This window comes from Marinobacter salinus (assembly GCF_001854125.1).
In the GTDB taxonomy this organism is placed as follows: domain Bacteria; phylum Pseudomonadota; class Gammaproteobacteria; order Pseudomonadales; family Oleiphilaceae; genus Marinobacter; species Marinobacter salinus.
This window is the reverse complement of sequence record NZ_CP017715.1, coordinates 545,410-560,675: the sequence shown is the minus strand read 5'-3', so window position 1 is coordinate 560,675 and position 15,266 is coordinate 545,410. Positions and strand designations below refer to the sequence as shown.

Here is a 15,266-nt window from a genome sequence, read left to right as displayed (position 1 = left end):
AGGCATGGCGCACCCCGGTTTTTTTCAGCGCCAGGCCTCGGCCAGGCGCAACACCAGCCTGCTGGTATGTTTATTCCTGACAGCGGTGGCGCTGATCACCCTCGCCGTCTGCCTGGTGGGCTACTTTGTCACCCGCAGCGAATCATCCGCATTGGCCTTTCACCACTGGCTACTCTCCAGGCATGGCCTTTGGACCGCCGGTGCGGTGGTCGCCCTGATTGTTGCCGGCTCCCTGATTCGCTGGATTGACCTGGCTGGCGGCGGTGCGAGGGTTGCCAACATGGTGGGCGCACGCGCCATCGATCCGGATACCCGGGACAATGATGAGCGAAAGCTCCGGAACATCGTTGAAGAAATGGCCATTGCCAGCGGCGTCCCGGTGCCGGAACTCTACGTTATGGACAACGAAACCGGCATCAATGCCTTTGTCGCGGGTTATACCTCCGGCGAAGCCGTTCTTGTCGTCACCCACGGCGCTATTACCCAGCTCAGCCGGGACGAGCTCCAGGGTGTGGTCGGCCATGAGTTCAGCCATATCTTCAACGGCGACATGCGTCTGAACGTGCGCCTCATCGCTCTTCTGGCCGGCATCCTGATGATTGGCCAGATCGGCACCTTCCTGCTCCGCGCATCCTTTTTCAGCAGCCACCGGTCATTGCGCTCCTCACGGGACAGCCGGGGTCAGGCTGCAATCGGTGTAATCGGCATCGCGCTCCTCGTGATCGGCTACCTCGGCGTGTTCTTCGGACGGCTGATCCAGGCGGCGGTCTCCCGCCAGCGGGAAATGCTGGCCGATGCCTCATCGGTCCAGTTCACCCGCAATCCGGAGGGCATAGCGGGCGCACTGTTCAAAATCGGGCTCAAAGGCGGCTACCTGGACACGACCAGTCACGCCAGTGACATGAACCACATGTGCTTTGGCGAAAGCGCCCGGATGAAGTTTACCGCTCTACTTGCCTCCCATCCCCCGATTGAGGAACGCATTAACCGCATTCAGCCCGGGATGCTGGTGAGATTACGCAGTCGGCTCAGGGACACCGAACCACGGGCGAACCTCCGTGCCGCCACAGTCTCAGCCCGACCTGGCATGGCAGCTGGCTTTTCCGGGATCTCGGATGACATCTACAGCCCGGTCAGCCGGAAAAGAACCTCACCGCTGGTCTCTTCCGCATCGACGCCTCCGGCCGGTACCAAGCTGTCTGAGCGCGTAGGAACGGTGAATAGCGAGGGTGAGGATTTCGCTGTTCGTTTGCTGGCAAGGTTGCCCGCGACTTTCCGGGGCCTGCTATACACCCGTGCCGGTGCAGTCCAGCTCTGCTATGCACTGCTGATCAGCGAACTTTCACGGGAGCAGCAGCGTGAGCGGATGGAGCTGATTCCCTCCCACCCCATCCTTGGCGGTGAACCGGGGCTTCTGGAAAAGCTCGTTCCCGCCTTGAAGAGCATTGGCGAGGGCGTACGCTTTCCTGCACTGGAACTGGCTATGCCAGCTTTGCGCAAGCTGGATCCTGAGGAGCGCGAGGGGCTGATGAGCAATGTTCAGAAACTGGTTGCGGCAGATCACCGGGTGAGTCTGTTCGAGCTGGCACTGACAAGCTTTCTGTCACGGCACCTCGGCCCGGACGCCAGTCGCGCCATGCCGGTCAAATACCGGAGCTATCGGCCTGTCATGCCTGCACTCCAGCGACTCCTGAGCCTGCTTGCCCGCGCCGGGACATCATCTTCTGGCGATGCCGAGCAGCTCTACACGGAAGCCATGGCAGGTTTTAACGACACACGTAAGGGAGAGCAGCCAGTACTGGAAAAAGTCACCATGCGTCAGCTGAGGGAAGCTCTGACAGCACTTAACGGGCTCTCACCGCTGCTTAAACCGGCAATCATTGATGCCTGCGGCCATTGCATTACCCACGACGGGCGCATTGATGTGCGGGAGTATGAACTCATGAGACTGGTGGCGGACCAGATGGATTGTCCGATGCCGCCCCTGACGGCCTGAATCTCGCGGGCAACGATTGCCCGCGCATGCACCCCGAAGCTACTTGATCGATTGCCCACTGCCCGGACTGAACAGCACCTCGGTACCCGGGCGGTGCTCTGAGTCAGGCAGGCCCAGCTTTTTCCGAACATCCAGCTTTACATCCCAGAGCTTGTTAAACTTGTCGGTCGTCACCGCAACCGCCTCTTCCTTGCCCAGCATGATTTTGGGGCGCAGGAAAACCAACAGGTTCCGCTTTACCCGGCGCTCGGATTCGGAGGAAAACAGCCGGCCCAGTACCGGGATATCCCCCAGCACCGGCACCTTGCTCTTGTTGACCTGGTAATCGTCACGGGTCAAACCACCGAGCACGATGGTTTCGCCATCGTCCGCCAGCACAGTGGTCTTGATCTCGCGCTTGTTGGTCACAATGTCCGACGCATTTTCAATGCTGTCCGCCACATTTTCGGTTGTCTGCTCAACCACCAGACGCACCAGGCCATCCGCACTGATAGTCGGGGTCACCTTCAGGGTCAGGCCAATGTCGCGGCGTTCAATGGTGGTAAACGGGTTAGTGGTGCCATCCCCGGTAACGGTGGATTGTCCGGTCCGGAAAGGAACGTTCTGACCAACGATGATTTCCGACTCCTGGTTATCCAGAGTAATAATGCTGGGCGTCGACAACAGGTTCGCGGCCGCAGAAGTTGAAAGCGCCTGCAGCAACACGCCCCAGGTAATGCCGTCTTCATTCCGCTGACCCGCGCCAATGGTGATGCCCCCCGTTGTAGGTGTAATAACCGAACCGGAAAGAATGGCGGTCAGTACCTCTCCAAGACTGCGCCCGACGTTTCCGAAATTGGTTCCGGCAACCGGTGTGGACTGACCCGATTCGTCACCTACCGCCAACTGAACACCAAGATCCTCTCCCAATTCATCACTGATTTCCACAATCGCCGCTTCAATCAGGACCTGCGCCCGGCGGACATCCAGCTGGGCAACGATTTCTTCCGCTTCCTGCATCAGTGAAGGTTCGCCACGCACAACCAGGGCATTCAGCCCCTCATCCGCAAACACCGCGAAATTACTGTTCGGTTTGGCACCGCCGCCGGCCGCGCCCGACCCGCCGCCACTTTCCTTCACCAGCTCACCCATGACGCCCTTGAGAATCTCAGTCAGATTTTTGGCATCCGCGTGCTTGAGCCGGATTACTTTTGTGGCGCCACCCGTTGCCGAGGGCTGGTCCAGTTGGCGAATCAGACCTCGCATCTTGTCCCGAAAGGTCTTATCACCCCTGAGAATCAGACGATTGGAACGCTCGTCGGCGGTGACACTGTATTTCCGCGCTGCGTTTTCGCCACCGGTCCGGCCGAGTTCGTCCGGTGCCAGTTCCTGTAACAAGGTAACCATATCGCCCACCCAGGCCTCCTTAAGCTGGAGAACTTCCACTTCATATTTGGAGGGGCTGTCGAGCTCACGGACAATCTGCTCGATGCGCTGAATGTTGGACGAATGATCACTGATTATAAGCGCGTTCGCTGCTGCCACACCGGCCAAATGGCCGTATTTCGCAACCAGCGGGCGCAGGATCGGAACCAGCTCAAGAGCATTGGCGTTGTCGATCTGGATCACCCGGGTAATAAGCTGCTCGGACGGCGTTGTCGCAAACCGCGTGAGGGATTCCGCCGACTGCTTGGCATCAACCTGCTGCACGATCTTGATGACTTCCTCCCCGGGGATGGCCGTAAAGCCATGCACATTGAGGACCGCCAGAAACAAATCGTAAATCTCGTCCCTGTTCATCGGTGCGCTCGAAAGCACAGTCACCTTACCCTTCACTCTCGGGTCCACCACAAAGCTGTAACCGGTAATGTCCGCAACCTGGGTAACGAAAGCACGGATATCTGCATCTTTGAGGTTCAGTCGCCAGGTTTCATCCTGCCCGTATGCCATGGACATAAGGGGAAGCAGGATAAGCAGAGCAATTGCCCGAAACATATTGGTCTTGTGGTTATACATCTGGCGATTTCGTCCTGTATCGATGAACCCGATCAGCGCCACTGCTCGGGTATGGCATAACTTATGGTGAGGATCGATCCGTCACGTTCTATTTCAATATCCAGCTGCGGCTGGCCACGCCAGCTTTCCAGCAGGGATCTGTCCTGTTCGATGTCACCCAGCCGCTGGCCGTTGATGGCGGTAATCACGTCCCCGGCCTGAAGGTTTACGGCATTGAGCATGGCACTGGAGCCATCATAAACGTAACCGGACTGCCCGCTTGCATCCACCGGGTTCAGCCCGTAGGCATTAAGAGCGGCCACCCCTTGACTGTCCAGCTCAGCCCGGGCATTTTCCAAAAACGCCTCGGGGGAGGATTCTGCCGGTGCCTGGGGCACCTCTGCAACCAGTGCGGAGGAATCGGCCTCCTCGAACGTCAGCGATTCATATCGCCCGCCCCGGCGGATCAATATGCGTGTTGACTCCACTTCGGCCAGCTCCGCATTACCTGGCAACAGGTCTCCAACACGGTAATACGCCGTTTCCCCATTACTCCCAGCAACTATAGCACCGGAGTCCTCCGGGCGCTGTCCCACCAGAACGCCTTCAAGCCGCAAACGCAAGCCTGTTTCCGGCGCCGAACGTTTGACCACATCAGCGACACCGGCCTGTTTCGCAGGGCGTCCAAAAAAGTCATAACTGGCCATGGGGTAAGCAAGCCCTCGCTCCGAAAGCCCATTGCCAACAGCAGATACCGGCGCTTTCGGCGCTGGTTTGTCATCCCACGCAACCAGCCAGGTTACCTTCGCTGCGGCCAGTCCTAAATGCACCACCAATCCAAGCAACAGGAGGTTTGCCACGATCCGGGAAACCCTGCCTTGTGCATCGGCATTCAGGAGCGCCATATCAACCTGCTCCCGGCAGCAACGGCTGCCTGACACGGAAGACAACATCGCCGGGGCTGGCGGAATCCGACCAGGGCTGGCCAGCCAGGTCCACCATCCGTTTATATACCCGCAACTCCATCATGCCGTTCCAGAGCACAGATGCATCTGCGGCCGGCCCGTCACCACCCTGCTCCGAAACAGTAAGAGCAACCCCGCCCTGGGTAGTATCCAGATTTGCCTGCATCGGCGGGAACTGCGCCTGACCGGTCTGGCCACCCATAGGCCAGGAAACCTGCCCGCCGGCCCAGCGGCCGATACCTTCGGCCCGGGAGACACGGTTGTCCGCCCAAACAAGATGCAAACGATCAACGGTAACATCACCTTCGATCATGGCACCGCCGCTGCGACGAATCAGATCCTCAAACTCTGCAACGGCCAGCCTGCCCCGGGCGTTCACCTCGGCTCGGGCAGGCCAGCCGATCGTAACATTACCCTCTACCAGAGACTCCGAGGACGCCAACGATACGGCGATGGGCAGGGAGAGCCCAGACAGCGAAGGCCAACCCAAACGCCAGTCAAGGCGCGCCGGATAGCCGGCTACAACCAGGCCCGCCGCCCCGTCCCATAGGCGCCCGGATACCTGCTGCACCTGAACTTGTTTTGGCAGTGCCACGCGCGCAGACGCTTGCTGCCAGAGCCAGCCGGCGGGCACCCAAATAACCAATGCGGCCAGATAAACCAGTGCCGCCAGCAAAACAAGGGTAATGATCTTGCCGGGGCGGAGAAAAGATTTGGTTTCAGTGTCACTCATTCAACTTCACATAGACAATTGGCCGGAAGCCGAGTCTAGCAAAGCCATTAGGCAAGTTCATGACAAAAAAACAAAAACCCCGCGTCAGTGTGAACCGACGCGGGGTTTTCAGGGCAGATCAGGCCACATCCGGGAACAGGCGATGTGGCCGGGATCAGGCCGGCATTACATCATGCCGCCCATGCCTCCCATTCCACCCATACCGCCCATATCAGGCATACCGCCGCCAGCTTGCTCGTCTTCCGGCTCGTCAGCAATCATCGCCTCGGTGGTGATGATCAGGGACGCAACGGAAGCTGCAGCCTGCAGTGCAGAGCGGGTTACCTTGGCAGGATCCAGGATACCCATTTCCAGCATGTCGCCGTATTCTTCGGTGGAAGCGTTGTAGCCATAGCTACCTTCGCCACCGCGAATGTTGTTAACGACAACAGACGGCTCGCCGCCGGCGTTCTGAACGATCTGGCGCAGAGGCGCTTCCATCGCACGGCGCAGGATGTTCACGCCTGCCTTCTGCTCTTCGTTGATCGCGTCTACAGCGTCCAGAGCGGCAATCGCGCGAATCAGAGTGACGCCACCACCGGCAACCACACCTTCTTCAACCGCAGCGCGGGTTGAGTGCAGCGCATCTTCAACACGGGCCTTCTTCTCTTTCATTTCAACTTCGGAGCCGGCACCGATCTTGATCACAGCAACACCGCCAGCCAACTTGGCCACACGCTCCTGCAGCTTCTCCTTGTCGTAGTCCGAAGAGCTGTCTTCGATCTGCTTACGGATCTGCTCAACACGGGCTTCAATATCCGCCTGTGCACCAGCGCCATTGATCACCGTGGTGTTTTCCTTGGTGATGTTGATGCGCTTGGCAGTGCCCAGGTCGTCCAGAGTGGTGTTTTCCAGAGTCAGGCCGACTTCTTCGGAAATAACAGTACCGCCGGTCAGAATGGCGATGTCCTGCAGCATTTCCTTACGACGGTCACCGAAACCTGGTGCCTTGACAGCAGCCACTTTCACGATGCCACGCATGTTGTTCACAACCAGAGTCGCCAGCGCTTCGCCTTCGATGTCTTCAGCGATGATCATCAGCGGCTTGCCGGCCTTCGCAACAGCTTCCAGTACTGGCAGCAGTTCGCGAATGTTGGACACTTTCTTGTCTACCAGCAGGATGAACGGGTCATCAAGCTCGACGGACATGTTGTCCTGGTTGTTGATGAAGTACGGAGACAGGTAGCCGCGATCGAACTGCATACCTTCAACCACGTCCAGCTCGTCTTCCAGGCCACGGCCTTCCTCAACGGTAATAACGCCTTCTTTGCCTACGCGCTCCATCGCATCCGCGATGATCTTACCGATGCTCTCGTCGCCGTTGGCGGAGATGGTGCCAACCTGGGCGATGTTGCGATTGTCGTCGCAGGGCTTGGCCAGATCACGAATAGCCTGAACAGCAGCGATGGTCGCCTTGTCGATACCACGCTTCAGGTCCATCGGGTTCATGCCCGCTGAAACCGCCTTGATACCTTCGCGAACAATCGCCTGAGCCAGAACGGTCGCGGTGGTGGTGCCGTCACCAGCACTGTCGTTGGTCTGGGAAGCAACTTCCTTGACCATCTGAGCGCCCATGTTCTCGAACTTGTCTTTCAGCTCGATTTCCTTGGCGACAGAAACACCGTCTTTGGTGACGGTCGGCGCACCGAAGGATTTCTCCAGAACCACGTTCCGGCCTTTCGGGCCCAGGGTTACCTTAACCGCGTCCGCCAGGATGTTGACACCTGCGACCATGCGCTTGCGGGCGCTATCACCGAATTTGACTTCTTTTGCTGCCATGTCTTCTATTCCTGTTCGTTAAACCGAATTCATTGAACCAAACGGATTAATGAGAGTTCGTGCCAGTCGCCTCAGCGATCACTCAAGCACGCCATAGATGTCGTTCTCGCTCATGATGAGCAGCTCTTCACCGTCAACCTTTACGGTGTTTCCGGCGTACTGACCAAAGACAACGGTGTCACCCGCTTTGACCGCAAGAGCGCGGGTTTCGCCGTTTTCCAGGATGCGGCCGTTGCCCACAGCAACCACTTCACCCTGTGAAGGCTTCTCTTTAGCGTTGCCCGGCAGCACGATGCCACCTGCAGTTTTCTCTTCTTCTTCCTTACGGCGCACGACAACACGATCGTGGAGCGGACGAATTTTCATTGCTCGGTTTCTCCAATTGTCAGATTTAATGTGGCAATGACATTTGCTGTTTAAAAAGGACGGACTAGCAAAGCGTCATCCGACCAAATTGCCCGGCTGCTAACCTGCTGTTTTCCAGCCGTTATCAGCCTGCAGCGAACTTGTGCAACTTATGTGGGGCTGGCGTAGGGGTTTTCAACACCCCGAGCCAAAATTTTTTCACTTTTTTTCGATGCGATCGCGGTCTGATTCGGTCTCATCCCGATACTCACCTTCGATAATGTCGCCGTTTTTATTGCGATCAAAAGGACGCTGCTGCCCGAAAGGATTTTCGCGGTCACCAAACGGATCCTGACCAAACGGATTTTGGCCGCCTCCGGCACGGAAATAAAAGCCCCGGCTTTGGCCGGAAACCACCATCCGCTTCAGCGCCTGAGCTGCCAGCCAGTGCCGGGTGCCGGGTATCAGACACAGAAAGCCGATGGTATCCGTGATGAACCCGGGCGTCAGCAACAGCGCTCCACCCACAGCCAGTATCAGACCCTCAGCCACTTCTTTGGCCGGCAACTCACCACTGTTCAGGCGTTGGTTGGCTTTCAGCAATGTGGCAAGCCCTTGCTGGCGAAGCAGCCAGGCACCAACCACCGCTGTCAGCAGAACCAACCCGATGGTGTTCAACACACCGATAATGCCACCCACCTTGATGAGCACTGCCATCTCGGCGACCGGCATGACAATGAAAAGAAACAGAAATACAGACATCAGGCCCTCACGGTCTGAACAGGAATGTCAGAAGGTCTGGTATACTCGCAGCCCTCCGGTTTTTAACAAGAAGCCAGGCACATGGCTCGTCGCACCAGTGGTGCTGGTGCATGCACCCCCGTCGGAAGGCAGAGGTCAAAAAGACACACGGCAACCGTAAACCACCTGATAATAGTAGTTAGGGCAAAACATGAAACTTCAAGATTCCGTAATTGCAATTACCGGCGGCGTTTATCTTCGAAAATGACTATGTTTCAGGACGCATGATCGAGGTTGATGGTGCCCTGAAGCTTTAGGGTTGCCAGCGGAACTGGCGCATTTGTACCTTTCCGCTGATGACTTCAACCCCTTCCTGTTCCAGCAATTCTTTTTGTTTCAGGAACGTCGGTGAGCCTTCCGGGAAGGCAATCTGACCATTGCTTCTCAGCACCCGATACCAGGGCACGGAGTGCCCTGGGGGCAGCTTTCCGAGAGCGCGACCTATATATCGGGCCTGGCGACCCAGGCCCGCCATGTCGGCAACCTGGCCGTAGCTTGCCACCTTTCCGGCTGGAATCAACAACACTACCTGCCAGATCTTCTGATCCTTGGTTGGCTCCATCACTGCTACCCCTTGGCGGGCTCTCCTGCTGGCTCCTCGCGGTTACCGGAATGATCAGGCGCGAGCGCATCGAGCCTCACGCCATGACGCATCATGAACAGGGCCAGCAAGATGGCGGGCACCCCCATGATACCGGCAATCAGGAAGAACTCGGCGTAACCGTAATCCGAAACCACAATACCGGAGAAACCGCCTATAAACTTACCGGGCAGGGTCATCAGAGAGCTGAACAGGGCGTACTGGGTGGCGGTGAAGGAAGCACTGGTCATACTCGATAGCCAGGCAATAAGCGCCACGTTGGCGATGCCGCCACTCAGGTTGTCAGCACTCACTACTGCCGCCAGGGTCGCCAGATTGGGCGGGTACTGGGCGAGCACTACGAACAAAAGGTTCGTTGCCGCCGTCATCACGGCCCCCAGCAGCAGAATTCGGCGAACGCCGTAACGCACCACCATCACCCCGCCAACCAGCGAGCCGGCAATGGTCATAAAGAACCCGAACACTTTGGTCACATCGGCGACCTGGGTTTTGCTGAAGCCCATAAAGTCCAGGTAAAACGGGTTGGCCATCACACCCATGGCAATGTCTGAAATCCGGTACACCGCCACCATCAGCAAAATGGCAATGGAGAGCTCTTTGTACCGGTGGAAGAAGTCCAGGAAAGGGCCGGCAACCGCAGCGTAAAACCACCCGACGAGGCGGGCCACTCGCGGGTTGAGGTGGGTCCGTTTGGCCGCTTCCTGCTCAATTTTGTGGGCAATGTCCTGAGCCGCTGCGAAGTGGTTTATCCTGGGCTCGCGCGCCACCAGTACCGTGAGCACACCCACCCCGACGAGGCAGGCCATCACCTCATACGACACCTGCCACGACCAGAACTCGGCCAGATACAGGGCGCCCGCACCGGCAACAAGCAGAGCCAGGCGGTAACCAAAGATATAGGTTGCCGCGAGGGCCGCCTGCAGCCGCTCTTCGGCAATTTCGATCCGGTACGCGTCAATGGCCACATCCTGTGTGGCTGAGGAGAATGCCACCAGCAACCCGCACAGCGCCATCATTTCCGGTGCCGCTGTGGCGTCCACGTGGGCCATGAGGTAAAGCCCGGCGGCAATCCCCGCCTGGGCAAGAATAATCCAGCTACGGCGCTTGCCGAGGAGTCTGTCGAGCAATGGCAGCTTCAACCTGTCGACAACCGGCGCCCAGAACACCTTGATAGAATAGGTGATCCCCAGCCAGCTGAAAAAACCGATGGTCGCCGTTTCCACACCCACATCCGCAAGCCGGGCATTGAGCGTGGAAAACACCAGCAGGAATGGCAGCCCTGCCGAGAACCCCAGAAACAGCAGCGCAATAACCTGCCAACGGGTGTAGGTGTACAGCGCCTCCCGGATCAGGGCGCGGCGGTCGCTGGATATGATGGCTCGACCTCCGGATCAGTCGCGAAAGTTATTGAATTGCAGAGGAATATCCATCTCAGCCTCTTTCAGCAGGGCGATGGCCGTTTGCAGGTCATCACGCTTCTTGCCAGTGACCCGGACCTTGTCTCCCTGAATGCTGGCCTGCACTTTCAGCTTGGCATCCTTGATCATCTTCACGATCTTTTTCGCCATATCCGTTTCAATACCCTGCTTCAGCAAGAGGTGCTGTTTTACCAGCTTGCCGGCCTTGCTCTCACCATCCTCAGTCAGGGCGCGGCTGTCGATGTTCCGCTTGGCAAAAGCCATACGCAGCATGTCCATCAACTGCTCCAGCTGAAACTCTTCCTGGGCACTGATGGTGATGCCCTTGTCGTCGAGTTCGATGTCCGCTTCTACGTTCTTGAAGTCCCAGCGATTACCGAGCTCCCGCTTGGCCTGGTCCACCGCATTGGTGACTTCGTGCATCTCAATTTCAGAAACAATGTCAAAAGAAGGCATGGTCGTTATTCTCCAGCGGCCACCAGGGGGTATACTGTGGCCTCGATTAATTCCCCGATGTTCAAGGTGCCAAAGCATACCAAGACCCACGCCGGTCCGCATCCGGCAAAGGGCACCGCATCTGACAATGGACTGGTAAGAAGTAGATAACAATGCCGAACCTGGACCTACCTATTCTCGTCGTCGATGACGCCAAATTCAGCAGTATGGTGGTTGGACGCACGCTGCGAAATGCCGGCTATCGCGACGTACGTATCGTCAATAACGCCCCGGAGGCTCTCGAACTCATCGAACAGCGCCCCGTCAGCGTCCTGATCGCAGACTGGCTGATGCCAGAGATGGACGGCCTTGAGCTGACAGATCAGGTGAGACAACAGGACGAGCAGAACAACCACTACACCTATGTGATCCTGCTCACCGCGCGGGAAAGCGTGGCTGCCCTCTCGGAGGCGTTTGACCGGGGTGTGGATGACTTCATCTATAAATCGGACATGACCAAGCAGCTGATCCCCCGCATCTTCGCGGCCAACCGGATGGCTGACCGGCAGAACACTTTGTTGCGAGCCAACGCCCTGCTCATTGAAAACAACCGGGACCTCGAAGCCACCAACATCATCGATCTGGAAACCGGCCTATGCAATAACAAGTACGGTCGGGAGCGGCTCGGCAAGATGCTTCGCCACGCGGAATCCCGGGGCGGCTCATCAGCGTACGTGTTGTGCGGCATCCGCAACTGGCAGGAACTGAAACGCAAACACCCGCCCACGGTGATGAGCGAACTGGCGATCGGCATTGCCCGGCGACTGAGCACCCTGATTCGCCCTATCGATTCCCTGTGCCGGATTGGCGATAACCAGTACGCAATCATGGCCTATTTCCCGAACAGCGACCACTGCTCCACGACCGCATTCCGACGCGTATTTGATGGCATCAATCACAAGGCCCTCAAAACCACTGCGGGCTATATCTCGGTGGAGGCCGGCATGGTGTTGTGCCGGGCCGACGCCCAGAACGGCACACCCTCCCTGCGGAACATGGAGCAGGCTGCAGTTCAGGGACTGGTCGATGCCTATGAGACCAGACGCTTTACCGAAACGTCCCCCGACATCGGCGAAAAGGCCTGACCCACAACTGATCGTTTAACGAACAATTTGTAACAGTGCGACACACATCACACACAGACACGGCAGAGAGAAAGCCCTATTCTGACATTGTGGATTCAAGCAGTATCCCCCCATGGTGGAGGAGCCGAGTAGTACCTCCGCCGCCATATGGGGAAACGATCCACCGGATTAACGAATTTTTCAGGCACTTTCGTTCTTTCCTTATTTTGGGCCAGCTTTTTAGCTGGCCTTTTTATTTTCCCCTCCAGACTCTCCCGCATCAGTTCCGTTATACTTCACCGATAACGATTCCAAAAACAGTACATTAACCATGAAGACCCTCGGATCCGCATCCGTCTCTGCCCTGCGCCAATACGTTCGCGCTGCCGAATCTGAAGGGGTAGATACCCACAACCTGTTCAGCAAGGCCGGCCTGCCCCCCAACCTGCTGGACACCGACGACGGCCGCATAAACGGCGAGCAGTTTCAGCACTTTATCCGCCTGTTATGCGAACAAACCGGCAATCCGATCCTCGGGCTGGAAACGGGAGATTTCGTGCAGCCTGGCTCTTACAGTGTTCTGGGCTATATCACCATGAGCTGTGCCACGCTCGGAGAGGCTGTAGCGCGGATCGCGCCGTTTGAGAGGTTGGTTGGGGACATGGGAACAACCAGCCTCGCCATGAAAGGTAATGACATCAAGCTCTCCTGGAACTGCAATTACACAGATCCCGTTGTCCGGCCACAGCTGGTGGATAACGTATTTGCGTCCTGGGTGAACTATGCCCGCTGGCTGGCGGATGATCAGAGCGCCTCGCCCAGTTTCGTGAAACTAAGCCGCATCTCCCCCGGCCCGGAACTTGAACGTGCATACCAGAAGCGCTGGCAATGCCCTGTCACTTTCTCTGCCAACGAGGACAGCGTTACGCTGAGGAAGACCCTGCTGGAAACCCGTCTGAGGCAACCCGACCCCCTGCTCCGAAAAACTCTGGAAGCTCACGCCCTTAGCCAACTGGCGTCCCTGGACACCGACAGCGACCTGAACTCAAGGGTCCGCCACAGCATTCGGCAGCAACTGATGCACGGCATTACCCGACAGGACATGGTGGCAGAAGATCTTGGGATGACCAGCCGTACCCTGCAGCGAAAACTGAGCCAGGAAGGCGTGTCTTACCAGCGACTGCTGGATGAAGTGCGGCAAAAAATGGCCGAGAATTACCTCCGCAATAGCGAACTCGCGATTCCGGATATAGCCTTAAGGCTGGGGTACAGTGAAACCACATCGTTTCACAGGAAGTTCAAAGCGGTAACAGGGAAGACGCCCGGAGAATTCCGGGCGTCTGGAGAGCAGGCTTAAAGCTTGCGACCCTTACCAGCTGCAATCCGCAGCCGCAGAGCATTCAACTTGATAAAGCCTTCCGCATCCTTCTGATCGTAAGCACCCTGATCTTCTTCAAAGGTAGCGATCTTCTCGTCAAACAAAGAGTCGTCAGACTTACGGCCAACCACATCCACATTGCCCTTATAGAGCTTCAGACGAACAGTGCCATTCACGTAGGCCTGGGTCTGGTCGATCAGCGCCTGCAGCGCTTCACGCTCCGGGGACCACCAGTAGCCGTTGTAAATCACCTCGGCATAACGGGGCATGATGCTATCTTTCAGATGCGCCACTTCGCGGTCCAGAGTGATGGACTCAATGGCACGGTGCGCGCGCAGCATGACGGTGCCGCCCGGCGTTTCGTAACAGCCGCGGGACTTCATGCCCACATAGCGGTTCTCAACGATATCCAGACGACCGATACCGTTGGCGCCCGCCATCTTGTTCAGGGTTTCAAGAACCACATGCGGCTTCATCTCCTGACCATCGATGGCAACAATGTCGCCGCTCTTATAGGTCAGCTCAACGTAGGTCGGCTTTTCCGGCGCGGCTTCGGGAGACACACTCCAACGCCACATTTCTTCCTCGGCTTCCGCCCAGGGATCTTCCAGGTTCATGCCTTCATAGGAGATGTGCAGCAAATTCGCGTCCATGGAGTAGGGCGACTTGCCCTTCTTCATTTCCACCGGAATGTTGCGCTCTTCACAGTAAGTCAGCAGCTTCTCACGGGAGTTCAGGTCCCACTCACGCCAGGGCGCAATCACCTTCACGCCCGGCTTGAGCGCGTAGGCACCCAACTCGAAACGAACCTGATCGTTGCCTTTACCTGTCGCACCGTGAGAAATGGCATCGGCACCCGTCTCATTGGCAATATCGATCAGGCGCTTTGCAATCAGAGGACGGGCAATGGACGTACCCAGCAGGTACTCACCCTCGTAGATGGTGTTCGCACGGAACATCGGGAACACGTAATCGCGCACAAACTCCTCGCGCAGGTCCTCAATGTAGATTTCCTTAACGCCCAACGCCTCGGCTTTCGCCCGCGCCGGCTCAACTTCCTCGCCCTGGCCGATATCGGCGGTGAACGTCACCACCTCACAGTTATAGGTATCCTGTAACCACCGAACAATGACGGAAGTATCCAGGCCACCGGAATAGGCCAGCACCACCTTATTAATATCAGACATGCCCTTGCTCCAGACTGAACAGAATGGATGTATCGAAAATAAGGCGCATATTGTACGGGAGAGCGGGGGGAATGGCTATTAGCCAGCAGCCTGCTGCCCCATCGCCTCTTCCCGAATTCCATCCCAGCCTTCCTTAATGGAGCGAAGCAGGTCAGCGACTTCCTCAAGCTTGGCCACATCATTCCTGGAATTGGCCTCGAACAGCGCGCGCTCCATATAGTCATAGAGCCCTTCCAGACGCACCGCCAGATCACCGCCCTGCTCAAAATCCAGGAAACTGCGCAGGCCACCGATAATCTCGATGGCTTTGGTGATCAGCTTGCCCTTGCCTTCGTAATCTTTGGCCTGCATGCGGGCCTTCGCCATGTTGACGCGTTCAAGGGCTCCGTTATAGAGGAGCTGGATCAGCTTGTGTGGATCCGCATCGGTAATGCTGGTCTGGGTGTTTACGCGCTGGTATGCCTGTAAACCGTTCATAGAAGACCTCTTCG

General features: G+C 57.3%; 14 protein-coding genes. 3 read left to right on the top strand and 11 right to left on the bottom strand.

What is annotated here, in order from left to right:
* Nucleotides 1–4 precede the first annotated feature (4 nt).
* Nucleotides 5–1,996, top strand: a complete 1,992-nt coding sequence (locus BKP64_RS02635) for a M48 family metallopeptidase (protein ID WP_070965655.1) — start codon at nucleotides 5–7, stop codon at nucleotides 1,994–1,996.
* Nucleotides 1,997–2,035: 39 nt separating this feature from the next.
* Here BKP64_RS02635 and gspD read toward each other — a convergent pair whose 3' ends face one another.
* The 9 genes from gspD to BKP64_RS02590 form a co-directional block, all read right to left on the bottom strand.
* Nucleotides 2,036–3,991, bottom strand: a complete 1,956-nt coding sequence (gspD, locus tag BKP64_RS02630; RefSeq protein ID WP_070965653.1) for a type II secretion system secretin GspD — start codon at nucleotides 3,989–3,991, stop codon at nucleotides 2,036–2,038.
* Between the two features lie 32 nt (nucleotides 3,992–4,023).
* A complete protein-coding gene (locus BKP64_RS02625; RefSeq protein WP_070965651.1) occupies nucleotides 4,024–4,875 on the bottom strand; it encodes a type II secretion system protein N in 852 nt (283 codons plus the stop codon).
* Nucleotide 4,876: 1 nt separating this feature from the next.
* The gene (gspN, locus tag BKP64_RS02620; RefSeq protein WP_070965649.1) at nucleotides 4,877–5,668 is read right to left on the bottom strand and encodes a type II secretion system protein N; all 792 of its coding nucleotides are present in this window, start codon (nucleotides 5,666–5,668) and stop codon (nucleotides 4,877–4,879) included.
* A 165-nt stretch (nucleotides 5,669–5,833) separates the two neighbouring features.
* Complete coding sequence (gene groL / locus BKP64_RS02615; protein ID WP_070965645.1) at nucleotides 5,834–7,486, bottom strand: chaperonin GroEL; 1,653 nt, start codon at nucleotides 7,484–7,486, stop codon at nucleotides 5,834–5,836.
* Nucleotides 7,487–7,564: 78 nt separating this feature from the next.
* Nucleotides 7,565–7,852 (bottom strand): co-chaperone GroES, encoded by a 288-nt coding sequence (groES, locus tag BKP64_RS02610; RefSeq protein WP_070965642.1) that lies wholly within the window; start codon nucleotides 7,850–7,852, stop codon nucleotides 7,565–7,567.
* A 198-nt stretch (nucleotides 7,853–8,050) separates the two neighbouring features.
* Entirely contained in the window at nucleotides 8,051–8,593 is a 543-nt protein-coding gene (locus BKP64_RS02605) for an FxsA family protein (RefSeq protein WP_070965639.1), read from the bottom strand.
* 292 nt (nucleotides 8,594–8,885) lie between these two features.
* The gene (locus BKP64_RS02600; protein WP_070965637.1) at nucleotides 8,886–9,194 is read right to left on the bottom strand and encodes an MGMT family protein; all 309 of its coding nucleotides are present in this window, start codon (nucleotides 9,192–9,194) and stop codon (nucleotides 8,886–8,888) included.
* Nucleotides 9,195–9,199: 5 nt separating this feature from the next.
* Complete coding sequence (locus BKP64_RS02595) at nucleotides 9,200–10,570, bottom strand: AmpG family muropeptide MFS transporter (protein WP_418287602.1); 1,371 nt, start codon at nucleotides 10,568–10,570, stop codon at nucleotides 9,200–9,202.
* A gap of 54 nt (nucleotides 10,571–10,624) precedes the next feature.
* Nucleotides 10,625–11,107 carry a YajQ family cyclic di-GMP-binding protein gene (locus BKP64_RS02590; RefSeq protein ID WP_070965631.1) on the bottom strand — a complete coding sequence of 161 codons (483 nt, stop codon included), beginning with the start codon at nucleotides 11,105–11,107 and terminating at the stop codon, nucleotides 10,625–10,627.
* A 152-nt stretch (nucleotides 11,108–11,259) separates the two neighbouring features.
* Here BKP64_RS02590 and BKP64_RS02585 point away from each other — a divergent pair, with 152 nt between their 5' ends.
* Together BKP64_RS02585 and BKP64_RS02580 are read left to right on the top strand one after the other, a co-directional pair.
* Nucleotides 11,260–12,231 carry a response regulator gene (locus BKP64_RS02585; RefSeq protein WP_070965629.1) on the top strand — a complete coding sequence of 324 codons (972 nt, stop codon included), beginning with the start codon at nucleotides 11,260–11,262 and terminating at the stop codon, nucleotides 12,229–12,231.
* Nucleotides 12,232–12,541: 310 nt separating this feature from the next.
* Nucleotides 12,542–13,567: an AraC family transcriptional regulator gene (locus BKP64_RS02580; RefSeq protein WP_070965626.1), complete on the top strand. Its 1,026-nt coding sequence runs from the start codon at nucleotides 12,542–12,544 to the stop codon at nucleotides 13,565–13,567.
* On the opposite strand, the gene BKP64_RS02575 is transcribed toward BKP64_RS02580, so the two are convergent.
* A complete protein-coding gene (locus BKP64_RS02575) occupies nucleotides 13,564–14,775 on the bottom strand; it encodes an argininosuccinate synthase (protein WP_070965621.1) in 1,212 nt (403 codons plus the stop codon). The two genes, BKP64_RS02580 and BKP64_RS02575, sit on opposite strands and share 4 nt — an antisense overlap.
* A gap of 78 nt (nucleotides 14,776–14,853) precedes the next feature.
* Complete coding sequence (gene fliS, locus BKP64_RS02570; RefSeq protein WP_070965618.1) at nucleotides 14,854–15,252, bottom strand: flagellar export chaperone FliS; 399 nt, start codon at nucleotides 15,250–15,252, stop codon at nucleotides 14,854–14,856.
* Nucleotides 15,253–15,266 lie beyond the last annotated feature (14 nt).

Excerpts from the sequence above, each read along its gene's own strand:
- BKP64_RS02635 (WP_070965655.1), top strand. The coding sequence starts at position 5 with ATGGCGCACCCCGGTTTTTTTCAGCGCCAGGCCTCGGCCAGGCGCAAC.
- gspD (WP_070965653.1), bottom strand. The coding sequence starts at position 3,991 with ATGTATAACCACAAGACCAATATGTTTCGGGCAATTGCTCTGCTTATC.
- BKP64_RS02625 (WP_070965651.1), bottom strand. The coding sequence starts at position 4,875 with ATGGCGCTCCTGAATGCCGATGCACAAGGCAGGGTTTCCCGGATCGTG.
- gspN (WP_070965649.1), bottom strand. The coding sequence starts at position 5,668 with ATGAGTGACACTGAAACCAAATCTTTTCTCCGCCCCGGCAAGATCATT.
- groL (WP_070965645.1), bottom strand. The coding sequence starts at position 7,486 with ATGGCAGCAAAAGAAGTCAAATTCGGTGATAGCGCCCGCAAGCGCATG.
- groES (WP_070965642.1), bottom strand. The coding sequence starts at position 7,852 with ATGAAAATTCGTCCGCTCCACGATCGTGTTGTCGTGCGCCGTAAGGAA.
- BKP64_RS02605 (WP_070965639.1), bottom strand. The coding sequence starts at position 8,593 with ATGTCTGTATTTCTGTTTCTTTTCATTGTCATGCCGGTCGCCGAGATG.
- BKP64_RS02600 (WP_070965637.1), bottom strand. The coding sequence starts at position 9,194 with ATGGAGCCAACCAAGGATCAGAAGATCTGGCAGGTAGTGTTGTTGATT.
- BKP64_RS02590 (WP_070965631.1), bottom strand. The coding sequence starts at position 11,107 with ATGCCTTCTTTTGACATTGTTTCTGAAATTGAGATGCACGAAGTCACC.
- BKP64_RS02585 (WP_070965629.1), top strand. The coding sequence starts at position 11,260 with ATGCCGAACCTGGACCTACCTATTCTCGTCGTCGATGACGCCAAATTC.
- BKP64_RS02580 (WP_070965626.1), top strand. The coding sequence starts at position 12,542 with ATGAAGACCCTCGGATCCGCATCCGTCTCTGCCCTGCGCCAATACGTT.
- BKP64_RS02575 (WP_070965621.1), bottom strand. The coding sequence starts at position 14,775 with ATGTCTGATATTAATAAGGTGGTGCTGGCCTATTCCGGTGGCCTGGAT.
- fliS (WP_070965618.1), bottom strand. The coding sequence starts at position 15,252 with ATGAACGGTTTACAGGCATACCAGCGCGTAAACACCCAGACCAGCATT.